The sequence below is a fragment of the Parashewanella sp. 2210YD4-3 genome (assembly GCF_056591735.1).
On sequence record NZ_JBWQOG010000015.1, the window covers coordinates 1 to 14,967 of the forward strand.

A 14,967-nucleotide genomic window follows, 5' to 3' on the forward strand; every position below is an offset into this window, starting at 1 on the left:
TGTCAGCATCACCGACAGAGATGGAGATGGCAGTACTGGTCACATCACGGTCAACCCACTCATCAGTGGTTACACCGATGACAATGAAACGCGCAGCCTAGATGAAGACAGTGACCCTATTACCGGCAACGTCATTGATGGCATCAGTGTTGACGGCCCTGTTACGGTGAAAAGCTTTACCGTTGCTGGGGACAATACGGTTCATCTCGCTTCGAATAATCTGATTCCCATCCCAAATGTGGGAGAGTTCAGTCTCAATAGCACAGGTCAATACAGCTTTAAGCCAGCGCTGAATTACTTTGGTGCAGTGCCGGTTATCACCTACTTGTTGACGGATAGCGAGGGCGTTGAAGATAGCTCAACCTTGACACTGACGGTCGAGCCGGCCTACGACCCAATTACTGTTACTGCAAATGGAGTTGTTGTTTCTGAAGAAGGAATACCAGATATAGGGTTTATTGATGATGATGGTCAAGATGACACTACTGACAACGCTATAGCTGAAGAGACTATACATGTCAGTAATCCTGATGGAACAGCATACAAGGTAGTGCTCGATGGTCCTGAAGGGTTAACTTCAGGAGGTAAACCTATCACTTGGGCATGGAATGAAACCACAAATACATTAACAGGTATTATCGATACCGAACAAAATACTGAACTTCCTGTTATAGAGGTAATTTTGACCCAACGAGAGGGTACTAATATTTGGGATTATGACTTAAACCTCTTAAAAGGAATTGATCACGAAGATGCAACAGTCGATGATATTGACTTCGATTTAGTTGTTAATATAGAAGATAATCAAGGTAATAACTTAGCCACAACCGATTTTACTGTAACTGTGGAAGATGATGGTGTTACAGCGAATGAACATACTCAAACACTGGATATTTCTCTAGAAACCTTTACCACTAGTGATATTGAAGCTGTTTGGGCTAATTTATATGATGTTCCGAATACCCCCAATTATAACAACACTGTAATTATTTCTGATGAAGAAGGTAATGAAGGAGATGTAGACGAAGTTCGCTGGGGAGCAACTTCTGGTAGCCAATCAGGCTATGGATTCGTTGATAATGATCCTAGCCTAAATAATTCTTTTCCTTTAAACCAAAACATCATCTTGGGTACTTTTACACATTTTAATCGTGTCATTGGTTCAGGATCGTCTATATCAGAAGCTTTGTTAAATCTTTCTTTTTCTCTTACTAATTCAAATGGTTCTATCACTCCTGTAAACATGGCAATTGAGTTTGACCATAATGAGACGCCTAATAATAGTGATTCACCAGAGGATATTATCACTGTTGGTGAATCAACAGTGACCTTTGAGTATGAGGGAAATAGATACTCTATCCAAGTGGTTGGTTTTGTAAGCCAAGATGAAGATGGCAATGATGTTATTAACCCAGTCATTAGAACACCTGAAAATGCAGATACCAGCTATCAGTTGGCTATACGAATTGTGGAAGGTGAAGAGTTTACACCACCAAGCATTGACGGCAATGTTATTGCAACGAGTGTTAATGGAGCAGATCAAGGTTTCGAAATCATTGGTATTGAATTTGGAAATACAGAGAAAGCTGTTAATGGTGAAACAGTAACTATTTCTGGTCAGTATGGTGATTTACTCATTGATGGTGAGGGAAATTATACCTATACATTATCCGTTAGTGCTGATGTCATACCTGATGATTACTCTGAAAGCTTTACTTATATCGTACAAGATGCTGATGGTGATATTGCGGAAGCAGATTTAATTATTAATTTAAATCTGAGTAATCAGGGTGTGGATAATGCAGTTCAAGCTAATTCTGATTTATCTGAATCTCTAAGCTCGTTTGATATTTTTGATTCAGCTACAAATAAAGGTTCGGATCTTGAAAACCTACTGACGGGAGGGTTTGCTTCAGAGGAAAGCGATACAGACACTGGCTTTAATATGGAATCCCAGTCAATTCTTCTTGAAGAAAGTGTTGAGCTTTTAGGTATTGAATATAGCTCAGATGGGTTGTCATATAGTTCTTCTATTCGTTCAAATGAATCAATTGAACGTGAGGGTTACCAAAGTAATATTATAGAGGCAGCCAATCAATATCGTGATGATCACGATATACGAGGTGAGCTTTTATCTTAAATAAGTAATTAATTAATAATTCGCGCTCGTTGCGCTAGATTAAACATACGGAGAGATGAAAATGGACCTAAAAGGAATTAGGCAACTTACACCCATCGCATTAGCTGTTGGGTTATGGGGGCTACCCTCATTAGCAACTGCGCAGTCATTAGAGCAAGCAGTTGCTAATGCTCTTGATACCAATCCAGAAGTGCGTATTTCGTATAATCGATTCAAGGCCAGTCAAGAGATTCATAATCAGGCTTGGTCGGGTTATCTTCCTAGCGTTGATCTAACGGCTGGGTATGGAATTGAATATACTGATTCCCCTTCTACAAGGCGTGATAGTTCATTAGGGGCAAATATTGATGATCGTGATGAACGTCTTAATCGCGGTGAATTAGGGATCAGCATCAGGCAGTTGGTTTTCGATGGTTTTTATACTAGCAGTGAATCAGAAAGAACTGATTTTGAAGCTAGTGCTGCTCAATGGAGTTTGTTTTCGAAAGCCGAAGATGTCGCACTAGATGTTGTGAAAGTTTACATAGATGTTCTTCATGCTCAGGAAATACTGACATTGGCTGAAAAGAACTTATCTACTCACCAAGAAATCTTTGATCAAATTAAGCAAAAAACAAATTCCGGCTTGGGTTCTACAGCGGATTTATCCCAAATCACAGGCCGTTTAGCAAGAGCAAATGCCAATGTGGTTGCAGCTAAAAATAACCTGTTAGATGCTCAATCTCAGTTTTACAGAGTGGTCGCTCAGCAACCAAAAGATATTGTTGCGCCTGTACCAGATGCTGATATGTTACCTAAAAATTTGTCTGAGACCATGCTGCTGGCAAGTGAAAATCACCCTATTTTAAAGGCCGCAAAGAGCGATATTAGTGCAGCTAAGTCAGCTCAAGAAACTTCAAAGTCAAATTATTACCCCAAAATAACGTTAGAGTTAAACGGCACTGCTAACAATGATACTAATGGAGAAGATGGTATAACCAATAATCCTCCCTTCAGAACTGATGTAGGTGGCCATAGTAAAAACTACTCTGCCATGTTGAGACTCCGTTATAACCTATATGCAGGTGGAAAAGACTTAGCCAAAGAAAAAGAAAGTGCATACCGTATAAGTGAAGCTAAAGAAATACGAGAACGGGCTCACAGAGAAGTGGTAGAAGGAGTCAATCTTTCATGGAATGCTTTGAATTTACTTACTCCTCAAAAACAATACATAAGACAACACGTTGAGGCAGCAAAAGAAACTCAAAAAGCTTATGTGCAACAATTCCGTTTAGGCCAAAGAACATTGTTGGATTTACTTGATACAGAAAATGAACTCTTTGAATCTAGGAAGGCATATCTGCGTGCTGAACTGGATGAAATTGTGGCTAAGTACCGAGTGCTAAATTCAACTGGGCGATTACTCGATTCATTGCGAGTTACTCGTCCCCCTGAGTGGCAAGGAAAATGATGACTCATACTTTCAAGGAGGAAAACTAATGAGAACGTTAATTTTTATAGTAATAGCCCTTGTTGCTACCGGATGTGCAACGAGAGACATAAAGCCCATGAGTGGTTCAACGGCACAAGTTTATGATCTAAATGATAAGGATAACGATGGTGTCGTTATTGCCAGAGAAAAATGCCTAAAAACTGAGGCTGGTTCGGAGGTTGATAACTATGGTTGCGGTACGGTAAGTAAGCACTTGCAACGGAAGGAGTTGAATATTCAATTTGCCAATAACTCAGCTTTTTTAGCTCCCAAGTATTTTAATCAATTAGAGGAGGTTGCTTCTTTTTTAAAGAGTCATCCTGATCTAAATGTGACCATCGAGGGGCATACCAGTAAAACAGGAAGCTACGAATATAATCAAGAACTTTCACAGAAACGTGCCGAAGCAGTGATTAAAGCGCTTGCTGAGGAATTCCAAATTGAGCCGGCTAGGCTAAATGCTGTTGGATTTAGCTATGATCGTCCAGTAGCAGAAGGTGATGATTCTTATGCCCATGCTCGTAATCGCCGAGTTACAGCTGAATCAGCAGTAGAAGGTACTTCTACTGCGTATAAATGGACAATTTGGACAGTTGACCAATAAGCTAAAAGTATAGGAAAGTAGGTTTGGCGGCATTATTTGCTACCAAACCTATTTTAGCGATAACTTATAGTTTCACTAACATTTTTCCTTTGTTTTTGCCTTCAAATAGTCCAATAAATGCATCAGGTGCATTCTCTAGTCCTTCGAAAACCGTCTGCTCAACTTTGATTTTTTCTTCAGCTAACCATTGCCCCATTTGCTGGGTAAATTCACCATAATGTTCCCAATGGTCAAATACGATAAAGCCTTCAATATTTAGCTTTTTAATGATAATTTGAGCAAGGTTTGCAGGTCCAGGAGTTGGTTTGGTGTCGTTATATTGAGCAATCATGCCACATACGGCAATTCGGCCATAATCCTTCATATTGTTTAGCGCAGCTTCTAAATGCTCACCACCGACATTTTCAAAGTAGACATCTATCCCTTCTGGTGCTGCTTGGGCGAGGGCTGCATTTAAATCATCTGTAGTCTTATAGTTGATCACTTCATCAACGCCAAGAGCTCTTAAAGCATCTGCTTTTTCATCACTGCCTACCGAGCCAACCACTTTGGCGCCCATTAACTTGCCCAGTTGGCATGCTACACTGCCAACAGCTCCTGATGCAGCAGAAACGAATAAAGTCTCGCCAGCTTTTAAGTTAGCAATGCGGTTTAACCCCGTCCATGCAGTCATTCCTGGCATACCCATGACGCCTAAGAAGTAAGAAGGATCGAATGGTGTCTGTGGTAAGGCAGTAAGTGGTTCAGCTGATGAAACAAAATGCTTGCGCCATCCCATCATATGAGTGACAAGAGTGCCCACTGCTAAATTATCATTTTTAGACTCGATAACTTTACCAATTGCGCCGCCCTCAAGTACATCACCGATTTGGAATGGTGGAATGTAGCTTTTGCGGTCGATCATTCTTCCACGCATGTATGGATCAACAGACATCCATAAGTTTTCAATCAAAACTTCTCCTTCTTTAAGTTCTGGGAGTGTAACTTCAACAAGTTTAAAGTTTTCAGCTGAAGGTAAACCTTCTGGACGAGAATGAAGATGGATATTTTGTGTGATCATAACTGTTACCTAAAATCATTAAGGAGAGGACATTGCTTTGCGCGCTAACTAATTGTGGTAGACTATACACCTGAAGAAAATGAAAAACAATTACTTTGTGCGCAAACTATTTTTTAAGGAAGAGCTATGACAGATAAACAGCAATTAACCGATAACGTGTGTTTTGCCGTTTACTCTGCAAATAATGCGATTATTCGAGCATATCGACCGCTGCTAGAGCAGTATCAACTGACTTTTCCTCAGTATTTGGTAATGCAAGCGCTGTGGTGTGAAGACGGAATAAGTTTAACTGAACTTTCCCAAGCAACCATGCTTGATTTAGGAACATTAACTCCGATAGTTAAACGATTAGAAAGTAAATCTCTTCTGACAAAAGCCAAGAACCAAGCTGATGAAAGAAAAAAAGTGTTGGTTTTAACAGAGCAAGGTAAAGGTATACGTTTAGAAGCATTATCACTTAAGCAAACCTTGCTTGAAAAAGTAGATATTCCTCAAGGTGAGCTGGCATTGTTAAAAGATCAATGTTTAAAGATAGTGAATGATTTAAGTTAAAAATAAAATGCAAGATTGACATTTTGGTTTAGTGGGCTGGTCAGCAGAAATGATTAGCCCATTTTTTTGTTCGCTTCAAAGGTGATCGAGATCATAGTTATATTCGATTTTATATTGCTTAATACACATCATCTAGTGCTGTTTGTCTAAAATAACACTACATAGAGTATCTATTGCAAGCAATGTAAATTGGAGAATGGCATGCCATTAGTGATAAAGCGAGACGGACTCAAAACAGTATTTGATCCAAAGCGTATTTATTTAGCGGTGAATGCAGCGGCACAGGCTGCTGGAGTATCTGATCAAGCGTATGCTCAATTGGTCGCTGATAGGGTTCATAAAAAATTTGCCGCTCAGCAAGAAGTTGCCATTCAACAATTACAAGATGCAGTAGAAAATGAGCTTATGGTTGGCCCATATAAAGCAATGGCCAGACATTACATTGAATATCGGCATGATCGCGATGTTGTTCGTGAGTCAGGCAGCAATCTGAATAAAGAAATTCGTGGACTAGTTGATCAAAGTAATGCAGATTTACTTAATGAAAATGCCAATAAAGATGCGAAAGTTATTCCTACCCAAAGAGATCTCTTAGCGGGTATTGTAGCTAAAAATTATGCCAAAAAGCATATGTTGCCAAAGGAGGTTGTTCAAGCTCATGACAGAGGTGAACTCCATTATCATGACCTAGACTACGCGCCTTTTTTTCCTATGTTCAACTGTATGTTAATAGACTTAGAAGGCATGCTTACTCATGGTTTTAAGATGGGAAATGCCGAAATTGAAACTCCAAAGTCAATTTCAACAGCAACAGCAGTAACGGCTCAAATTATTGCTCAGGTTGCCAGCCATATCTATGGTGGAACTACCATTAATCGAATCGATGAAGTATTAGCTCCTTTTGTGCGCAAAAGCTATGATAAGCATTTAGTTGTGGGTGAGCAGTGGAATATCTCTGATGCTGATGCCTATGCCAGAGCGCAAACGATAAAAGAGTGCCATGATGCATTTCAGTCCTTGGAATACGAAGTCAATACCTTGCATACCGCAAATGGCCAAACACCTTTTGTCACCTTTGGTTTTGGTTTAGGTACAAGCTGGGAATCACGATTGATCCAAGAGTCTATTTTGAAGGTAAGAATAGCTGGATTAGGAAAAAACCATAAAACAGCCGTATTTCCTAAATTAGTGTTTGCGATTAAAGATGGTGTAAATCACAAACAAGGCGATGTTAATTACGACATTAAACAGCAAGCTCTACAATGCGCTGCAAGTCGAATGTATCCCGATATCTTGAATTATGATCAAGTGGTTAAAGTTACAGGTTCATTTAAAACCCCGATGGGTTGTCGAAGTTTCTTAAGTGAATACCATGAAGACGGTAAGCATTTACATGAGGGACGGAATAACATTGGTGTTGTTAGTCTTAACTTACCTCGTATTGCAATCGAAGCAAAAGGTGATGAGAAATCATTTTATCAGCTACTTAATAAAAGACTCAAAGTGGCACGTCTTGCATTAGATACCCGCATTGAGCGTCTTCAAGGCGTAAAAGCCAAAGTTGCACCTATTTTGTATATGGAAGGCGCTTGTGGAGTTAGGTTACAAGCCGAAGATGACATTTGTAATATTTTCAAAAATGGTCGAGCTTCGATTTCACTTGGTTATATTGGGCTTCATGAAACAATAAACGCAATTTATGGCTCAGATATACATGTATATGACAGTGACTTTCTACGAAAGAAAGCCCTTAATATCGTAAAGCATCTTAAAGCGGCAACTGAAACTTGGAAGCAAGAAACAGGATATGGCTTTAGTTTATATAGCACTCCCAGTGAAAACTTATGTAGTCGTTTTCATTCAATAGATGCCAAAGAGTTTGGGTTAATTGAGGGGGTAACTGATAAAGGTTATTACACAAATAGCTTTCATTTAGATGTTGAAAAGAAAGTAAATCCATACGACAAAATTGACTTTGAGCAACCTTATCCTGAAGTCGCTAACGGTGGTTTTATTTGCTATGGCGAATACCCAAATATGCAGCACAATGTGGAAGCACTAGAGAATGTCTGGGATTACAGCTATACCCGAGTACCATATTACGGAACGAACACACCGATAGATGAATGCTACGAATGTGGTTATCTCGGTGAGTTTGAATGTACCAGTAAAGGTTTTACTTGCCCTAAATGTGGTAACCACAATCCGAGTCGAGTATCAGTAACTCGCCGAGTCTGTGGTTATTTAGGAAGCCCCGACGCCCGTCCGTTTAACTCGGGTAAGCAAGAAGAAGTTAAACGGCGAGTAAAACACCTTTAGGTTCATGATGCACTTCTCTCAATATTTCCCCGTTGATGTTGTCAACGGGCCGGGTACACGTGCAACCTTGTTTGTTTCAGGTTGCATTCATCAATGTCGAGGTTGCTATAACCAAAGTACTTGGAGTCCCAGCTCTGGTTCTAAATTTGATGAAACGATGGAACAGCAGGTCATTGATGATTTAAACGATACTCGAATAAAGCGACGAGGCCTTAGCCTATCTGGAGGGGATCCACTACACCCCGCAAATCACCATGGGGTTTTATCTTTGGTTAAGCGAGTAAAATCAGAATGTCCTGATAAAGATATCTGGCTTTGGTCTGGTTACACCATAGATGAATTATCCTCAGAGCAACAGCAAATTATTGAGCTTGTGGATGTTATGATCGATGGAAAATTTGAACAGTCTTTAGCCGATCCTAGTTTACGTTTCAAAGGAAGTTCTAACCAAATTATTCATTACTTTACGAAATGTTAGAGATTACTGGTATAATGCTGCACATTTCTCGCAAACGCCCATTGGTGTGAGGTGAGTAACATATTCATATGCTTAAGTAGGGGCATAAGGTTGTAAAATGAATTTAAAGCAAGAGCTGCAAACGTTAAACAATAAATTAGATAAATCACGCCGTAAATTATCAGCCGCTCAAGAACGCGGTGATGAAAAAGTCGTATTGCAGTTTAAACAAGAAGTTGCTGCATTAACCAAACGTATTACTGCCGTAAAATCTCAGCAGCAACGCCTGTTAAATAATAAAGGCAGTGAGATCCAAAAACTAACCTTTCAACGTAGTTTAACCAAAGCAGAACAAGCTGATCTTGGTAAGTTAAAAAAGTCAGTTAAAGGTTTGGTTGTTGTTCACCCTATGACAGCATTAGGTAGAGAAATGGGGATCAATAGCATAACCGGTTTTGCACCAAAAGAATTCTAAAGAATTCATCTATTTTAATGGATATAGCTGTATTTTTTTCAGCTTATTTCTACAGATGTAGAAGGTTAAATAAGGTTGTTTCATGTCAGTAAAATATGTTGCTTCTTCTAAATTACCAACTCCTTGGGGCACTTTCGATATGCATGGGTTTGAAGACCCACAAACCGGAAAAGAGCATGTAGCGCTTACGTTTGGTGAATGGGAAGAAGGAGAGCCTGTATTAGGTCGTATTCATTCTGAGTGCCTAACAGGGGATGCGCTTTTCAGCTTGAGATGCGATTGCGGATTTCAATTACAAACTGCGATGCAAGACATTGCAGAAGCGGGGCATGGCTTTTTGCTTTATCTGAGACAAGAAGGTCGTGGCATTGGTTTGATTAATAAAATTCGTGCTTATGAACTTCAAGATAAAGGTGCTAATACGGTTGAGGCTAATGAGCAACTAGGCTTTGCTGCGGATTTGCGTAAGTACGATATGATTGCACCAATGCTAGAAAAAATTGGAATTAACCAAGTTAAGTTGATGACAAATAACCCTCGAAAAGTTAATGCATTAAAGGCTGTTGGTGTTGAGGTGGTGGAGCGTGTACCACTACAAGTTGGAAAAAATAAACACAACGAATTTTATCTGAAAACTAAGTCGACTGTGTTAGGACATTTGATGTCAGAAGTTCATTTTCACGGAAACGATTAACAGCAAACTTTAAAAAGGGTAGGTAGCGTATCTACCCTTTATATACCCGTGATACTTCAAGATGCATCTTGAAGTATCACGGGTATAGATTCAGACAATATATTGAAATAATTCTGGTTTCTGATTGAGGTATTCACCAAGAAAACCTTTCGCTTTCATTCTTTCCAATAATGGTTCAAAGTCTTCTTTTTTTGAGAGTTCTATACCAACTACAGCTGGTCCTTTAGAGCGGTTATGCTTTTTAGAATATTCAAAATGGGAAATATTATCTTCTGGCCCAAGCACTTCAACGACAAACTCTCTTAATGCCCCTGCACGTTGAGGAAATCGAATCATAAAATAATGTTTGAGTCCTTGATAAAACATTGCTCTTTCTTTGATCTCTTCCATACGAGTAATATCGTTATTACCGCCACTGACAACGCAAACCACTCGCTTGCCTTTTATTTGATCTTTAACTGATTCAAGTGCGGATATGGATAACGCGCCAGCGGGTTCAACGACAATAGCGTTCTCGTTATATAGAGTCAGCATATTGCAACAAATTGCGCCTTCCGGGATGGTGTAGGTTTCGTCTAATAAATCTCGACAAAAACCGAAAGTAAGGTCGCCCATGCGTTGCACTGCCGCGCCATCCACAAATTTATCTATGAACTCTAAATTAGTATTGCTATTGTTTTTTAAAGACTGAGATAAAGAAGGTGCCCCCTCTGGTTCGACACCAATCACTTTGATGTTTGGGTTACATTGTTTGCAAACACTTGCTACACCAGAAGCTAAACCACCTCCACCGACCGGCAAAATAATAGTATCAATACCTGATAGTTGATTGATGATTTCAAGTCCAACGGTTCCTTGCCCTGCAATTACATCAATATCATCAAAGGGGTGGACAAAGGTCGCTTGTTGCCGCTCGCAAAACAGTGCAGCAGCTTGGTAACTTTCATCAAAAGTGTCACCAATCAATTGGATGTCAGCATATTCTCTGCCAAACATTCTTACTTGATCCACCTTTTGCTGAGGTGTTGTAACGGGCATAAATATGGTGCCAGTGACGTTTAACTTTTGGCAAGCTAAAGCAACACCTTGGGCATGGTTGCCTGCACTGGCACACACTATTCCTCTGGATAACGACTCTGCTGGAAGTTGGCAAATTTTATGGTAAGCGCCTCGAATTTTATATGATCGTACCACTTGCAGGTCTTCTCGTTTAAAATAAATTTCAGCTTGATACTTTTTGGAAAAATTTTCCATGTATTGCAAAGGCGTTTCTTGAACTACTTCTTTTATGACTTCCTTTGCTCGATAGATTTTCTCTATTGGAACGATGTTTTTGTCAACGGCTAACATAGTACTCTCTTATCATTAGAGCTAAAAAAAGCTGCCTATTGGCAGCTATTAATTTATCAAGTTTCAAACTAAGGCTGCCATGGCGGTCATTGAAGCCCTCAATTCTTTTCCAACGGCTTCGATAGAATGGCTTCTAATGGCTTCGTTAATTTCGATTAACTCTTTGTTGTCAATTTGCTTTCCAACAGTGTCATTATAATTTTGACCTATAACTTGTGTATTAACGCCCGACATAAAGTTTTCCAACAGAGGACGACAAGCATTATCAAATAAGTAGCAACCGTATTCTGCAGTATCGGAAATGATTCGATTCATTTCGTATAGCTTTTTGCGAGCTACCGTGTTTGCTATAAGTGGAAGCTCATGCAGGGATTCATAATATGCCGATTCCTCTTTTATTCCTGCATCCACCATAGTTTCATAGGCAAGTTCTACTCCAGATTTTACAAAGGCAACCAGTAACAGCGCATGGTCAAAGTAGTCTTGTTCTTCTATGAAGTCTTCGGTTGCAACAGATTGCTCGAACGCAGTTTTAGCAGTGGCTGCACGCCATGTTAGCAATTTTTGATCGTTTTCTTTCCAGTCCGCCATCATACCTGTTGAGAATGCACCAGACATGATGTCATCCATGTGTTTTTCAAATAGAGGACGCATGATTTGCTTTAATTCTTCTGAGAGACGGAACGCTTCAATTTTTGCAGGATTCGATAGACGATCCATCATATGAGTTATACCACCGTGCTTTAATGCTTCAGTGATCACTTCCCAACCATGCTGTATGAGCCTGGACGCAAAGCCTGTGTTTATGCCTTGCTCTATCATCTTGTTGAAAGCTAAAACACTTCCTGTTTGCAGCAGCCCACAAAGAATGGTTTGTTCACCCATTAGATCTGATTTTACTTCAGCGACAAATGATGACAGTAATACACCAGCTTTATCTGAACCGATGGCTACAGCATAAGCTTTTGCCAATGCAAGACCTTCACCTTGCGGATCATTTTCTGGATGAATAGCAATCAGTGTCGGTACGCCGAAGCCTCGTTTGTATTCTTCTCGAACCTCAGAACCTGGGGATTTAGGGGCAACCATTATCACGGTAATGTCTTCACGAATTTGCATGCCTTCTTCAACAATATTGAAGCCGTGAGAGTACGATAAAGTTGCACCTTGTTTCATTAATGGCATTACGGCTGTCACAGCATTAGTGTGCTGTTTATCCGGTGTAAGGTTGATAACTACATCAGCTTGAGGGATCAGTTCTTCATAGGTTCCGACAACAAAACCGTTTTCAGTTGCGTTTAAATACGATGCACGTTTTTGCGCTATAGCTTCAGGACGCAGGGCATAGCTGACATCTAGGCCAGAATCTTTCATGTTTAGGCCTTGGTTAAGACCTTGAGCACCACAACCTACAATAACGATTTTTTTTCTGTTTAGTTTTTCAATGCCATTTGAAAACTCAGAAGCATTTAAAAATTGGCATACACCTAATTGCTGTAGCTGTTGCCTTAGGGTTAGAGTATTAAAGTAATTGCTCATATTCTTTTAATCCGTTTGTAGGGGCGATTAGGAAACTAATTTTGTTAGCTCAGAAGAAATATCCATTACTTCTTTGGTTACTGATATTCTTCCTGAACGTAAAAATTGCATTAAGCCAAATGGGCGTAATTCATTGTATAAACGGGTTGTCTCAGCTTTATTTCCCGTCTTTTCAATCACGAAATAGTCTTTTGAAACGTTAACAATACTGGCGTAAGTATCCGAAATTAGTTCCTGTACTCTGCTGCCATCGTATAGACAATTAATTGGCATTTTGTAAAGTGCCGTTTCGCGGTAAATAGTTTCATCTTCTCGGTGATAAAAGGCTTTGATCACCTCGATTTGCTTATCAATTTGCTTAGCAACTTTTATCGCTTGTGCTTCAGTGATTTCAACCACGATGGTAAGCCTATGGACGTTTTCAATTTCAGACTCAGATGCATTTATGCTTTCGACATTGATATGTCTTTTTAAAAATATCTGCGAAATTCGATTCAATAAGCCCAAATTGTTTTCGGTATAAATTGAGAAAGTAAAAATTTGTGGGTTATCCATAACAGGTCACTTCCTTTAAGATAAACGAACGTCAGACACAGAAGCACCCGTAGGCAACATAGGAAATACGTTCGCTTCCTTTTCTACCATGACTTCAAGGAAATAAGCGGTTTCGCAAGCAATCATTTCATCTACTGCGGCAGCCAGTTCTTTTCTTTTACTGACACTCTTAGCCGGAATACCATAACCTTCTGCAATTTTTACAAAGTTAGGGTTAGTCATTTCCGTTGAAGCGTATCGCTTATCAAAAAACAGTTCTTGCCATTGGCGAACCATGCCTAAAAATTCGTTGTTTAACACAACAATTTTTACAGCCGTTTGCGTTTGCATAATGGTGCCTAACTCTTGAATGGTCATTTGGTATGCACCATCACCAATAATGGCAACCACTTCACGATCGAGGGCACCCATTTTGGCCCCAATAGCAGCGGGAAGAGCAAAGCCCATAGTGCCTAAACCACCAGAGTCGACCTTAGAGCGTGTTTGTACAAATTTAGAATAACGAGCTGCCATCATTTGATGCTGTCCAACGTCAGAGACAATGATGGCATCGTTGTTCGTCGCCTTATTAATGCACTCAATGGCTTCTCCCATGGTTAAGCCTTCTTTGGCAGGGAAAAGTTGAGCTTGGATCACCTTCTCATCTTCGATTTGTCTTAACTGTTTAAACTCATCAACCCAGTTAGGGTGACTGTTTTCTTCAATCAAAGGGAGTAAAGCTTGTAATGACTGCTTAACGTCAGCCAAAACAGGGTATTCCACATGGACGTTTTTGTTTATTTCTGAGGGATCAATCTCAAAATGAATGATTTTGGCTTGTTTAGCGTAACGGTTTAGATCACCCGTTACTCTATCGTCAAAGCGCATTCCAATGGCAATAAAGACATCACATTCATTAGTGAGTTTATTGGGAGCTAAGTGGCCATGCATGCCCACCATACCTTGATGCAAAGGGTGATCAGACGCTATAGCTGATAAACCGAGTAAGGTGCTGGCACTCGGAATACCTGCTTTTTCTATTAAGGTTTGCAACTCTTGTTCAGCTTCTCCCAATATGACTCCTTGCCCCCAAACGATCAGAGGTTTTTGGGAAGCGTTAATAAGCTCAGCCGCTTGTTCTACCTGAGACATTTGCAAAGTTGGGACAGGCTTGTAGCTACGAATCGCAGTGCATGCTTGGTAAATAAATTTAGATGTCTCGAACTGGGCATCTTTAGTTATGTCTATTAGCACTGGTCCTGGACGGCCTGAACGGGCAATGTAGAATGCTTTGGATAAAATTTCTGGTATTTCAGAAGCTTTTGTTACTTGGTAATTCCATTTAGTAACAGGCGTTGAAATACTAATAATGTCAGTTTCTTGAAAAGCATCAGTACCTAATAAATGCGACGATACTTGTCCTGTAATACAAACCATCGGTGTAGAGTCAATTTGTGCGTCAGCTAGCCCTGTTACTAAGTTAGTAGCACCGGGGCCTGAAGTGGCGAACACAACACCGACATTGCCGGTTACTCTAGCGTAGCCTTGGGCTGCATGAGTTGCACCTTGCTCATGACGAGTCAGAATGTGTTTAAGCTGGGACTGGTAGCTATGTAATGCATCATAAATCGGCATGATGGCTCCACCAGGGTAGCCGTAGATCAAATCTACTCCTTCAGCGATTAGCGTTTTCATTACCGCTTCTGAACCTGTAACTGTTTCAGTTTCTGGCATTATTGTCTCTTTGTTTATTTTTTGAATCATTGCCATAA

General features: G+C 40.0%; 13 protein-coding genes. 8 read left to right on the top strand and 5 right to left on the bottom strand.

The annotated features are described in order from the left end of the window. The 3 genes from AC1EU0_RS17755 to AC1EU0_RS17765 form a co-directional block, all read left to right on the top strand. Positions 1-2,140 (top strand): choice-of-anchor K domain-containing protein (locus AC1EU0_RS17755; RefSeq protein WP_480303931.1); only part of this gene is annotated, 2,140 nt, incomplete at its 5' end. A gap of 55 nt (positions 2,141-2,195) precedes the next feature. Beyond that, entirely contained in the window at positions 2,196-3,590 is a 1,395-nt protein-coding gene (locus AC1EU0_RS17760; RefSeq protein ID WP_480303933.1) for a TolC family outer membrane protein, read from the top strand. 28 nt (positions 3,591-3,618) lie between these two features. After that, entirely contained in the window at positions 3,619-4,215 is a 597-nt protein-coding gene (locus tag AC1EU0_RS17765) for an OmpA family protein (RefSeq protein ID WP_480303934.1), read from the top strand. A gap of 64 nt (positions 4,216-4,279) precedes the next feature. Here the strand turns inward: AC1EU0_RS17765 and AC1EU0_RS17770 are convergent, their stop codons facing one another. After that, complete coding sequence (locus AC1EU0_RS17770) at positions 4,280-5,275, bottom strand: NADP-dependent oxidoreductase (RefSeq protein WP_480303936.1); 996 nt, start codon at positions 5,273-5,275, stop codon at positions 4,280-4,282. Between the two features lie 126 nt (positions 5,276-5,401). Here AC1EU0_RS17770 and AC1EU0_RS17775 point away from each other — a divergent pair, with 126 nt between their 5' ends. From AC1EU0_RS17775 to ribA, 5 genes are all read left to right on the top strand, one after another. Continuing rightward, positions 5,402-5,827, top strand: coding sequence for a MarR family winged helix-turn-helix transcriptional regulator (locus AC1EU0_RS17775; RefSeq protein ID WP_480303937.1), 426 nt, complete (start codon positions 5,402-5,404; stop codon positions 5,825-5,827). 201 nt (positions 5,828-6,028) lie between these two features. After that, positions 6,029-8,146, top strand: a complete 2,118-nt coding sequence (gene nrdD / locus AC1EU0_RS17780; protein ID WP_480303939.1) for an anaerobic ribonucleoside-triphosphate reductase — start codon at positions 6,029-6,031, stop codon at positions 8,144-8,146. A gap of 7 nt (positions 8,147-8,153) precedes the next feature. Continuing rightward, positions 8,154-8,624, top strand: a complete 471-nt coding sequence (gene nrdG, locus AC1EU0_RS17785) for an anaerobic ribonucleoside-triphosphate reductase-activating protein (RefSeq protein WP_480304062.1) — start codon at positions 8,154-8,156, stop codon at positions 8,622-8,624. Between the two features lie 97 nt (positions 8,625-8,721). Then, positions 8,722-9,078, top strand: coding sequence for a YibL family ribosome-associated protein (locus AC1EU0_RS17790; protein WP_480303941.1), 357 nt, complete (start codon positions 8,722-8,724; stop codon positions 9,076-9,078). Positions 9,079-9,160: 82 nt separating this feature from the next. Then, positions 9,161-9,772 (top strand): GTP cyclohydrolase II, encoded by a 612-nt coding sequence (gene ribA, locus AC1EU0_RS17795; RefSeq protein ID WP_480303943.1) that lies wholly within the window; start codon positions 9,161-9,163, stop codon positions 9,770-9,772. A 90-nt stretch (positions 9,773-9,862) separates the two neighbouring features. On the opposite strand, the gene ilvA is transcribed toward ribA, so the two are convergent. From ilvA to ilvB, 4 genes are all read right to left on the bottom strand, one after another. Continuing rightward, complete coding sequence (gene ilvA, locus AC1EU0_RS17800; protein WP_480303945.1) at positions 9,863-11,122, bottom strand: threonine ammonia-lyase IlvA; 1,260 nt, start codon at positions 11,120-11,122, stop codon at positions 9,863-9,865. A gap of 63 nt (positions 11,123-11,185) precedes the next feature. Next, positions 11,186-12,661, bottom strand: a complete 1,476-nt coding sequence (gene ilvC / locus AC1EU0_RS17805) for a ketol-acid reductoisomerase (protein ID WP_480303947.1) — start codon at positions 12,659-12,661, stop codon at positions 11,186-11,188. Between the two features lie 27 nt (positions 12,662-12,688). Next, the gene (gene ilvN / locus AC1EU0_RS17810) at positions 12,689-13,216 is read right to left on the bottom strand and encodes an acetolactate synthase small subunit (RefSeq protein WP_480303949.1); all 528 of its coding nucleotides are present in this window, start codon (positions 13,214-13,216) and stop codon (positions 12,689-12,691) included. A 15-nt stretch (positions 13,217-13,231) separates the two neighbouring features. Continuing rightward, positions 13,232-14,929, bottom strand: coding sequence for a biosynthetic-type acetolactate synthase large subunit (ilvB, locus tag AC1EU0_RS17815; protein WP_480303950.1), 1,698 nt, complete (start codon positions 14,927-14,929; stop codon positions 13,232-13,234). Between the last annotated feature and the right edge of the window lie 38 nt (positions 14,930-14,967).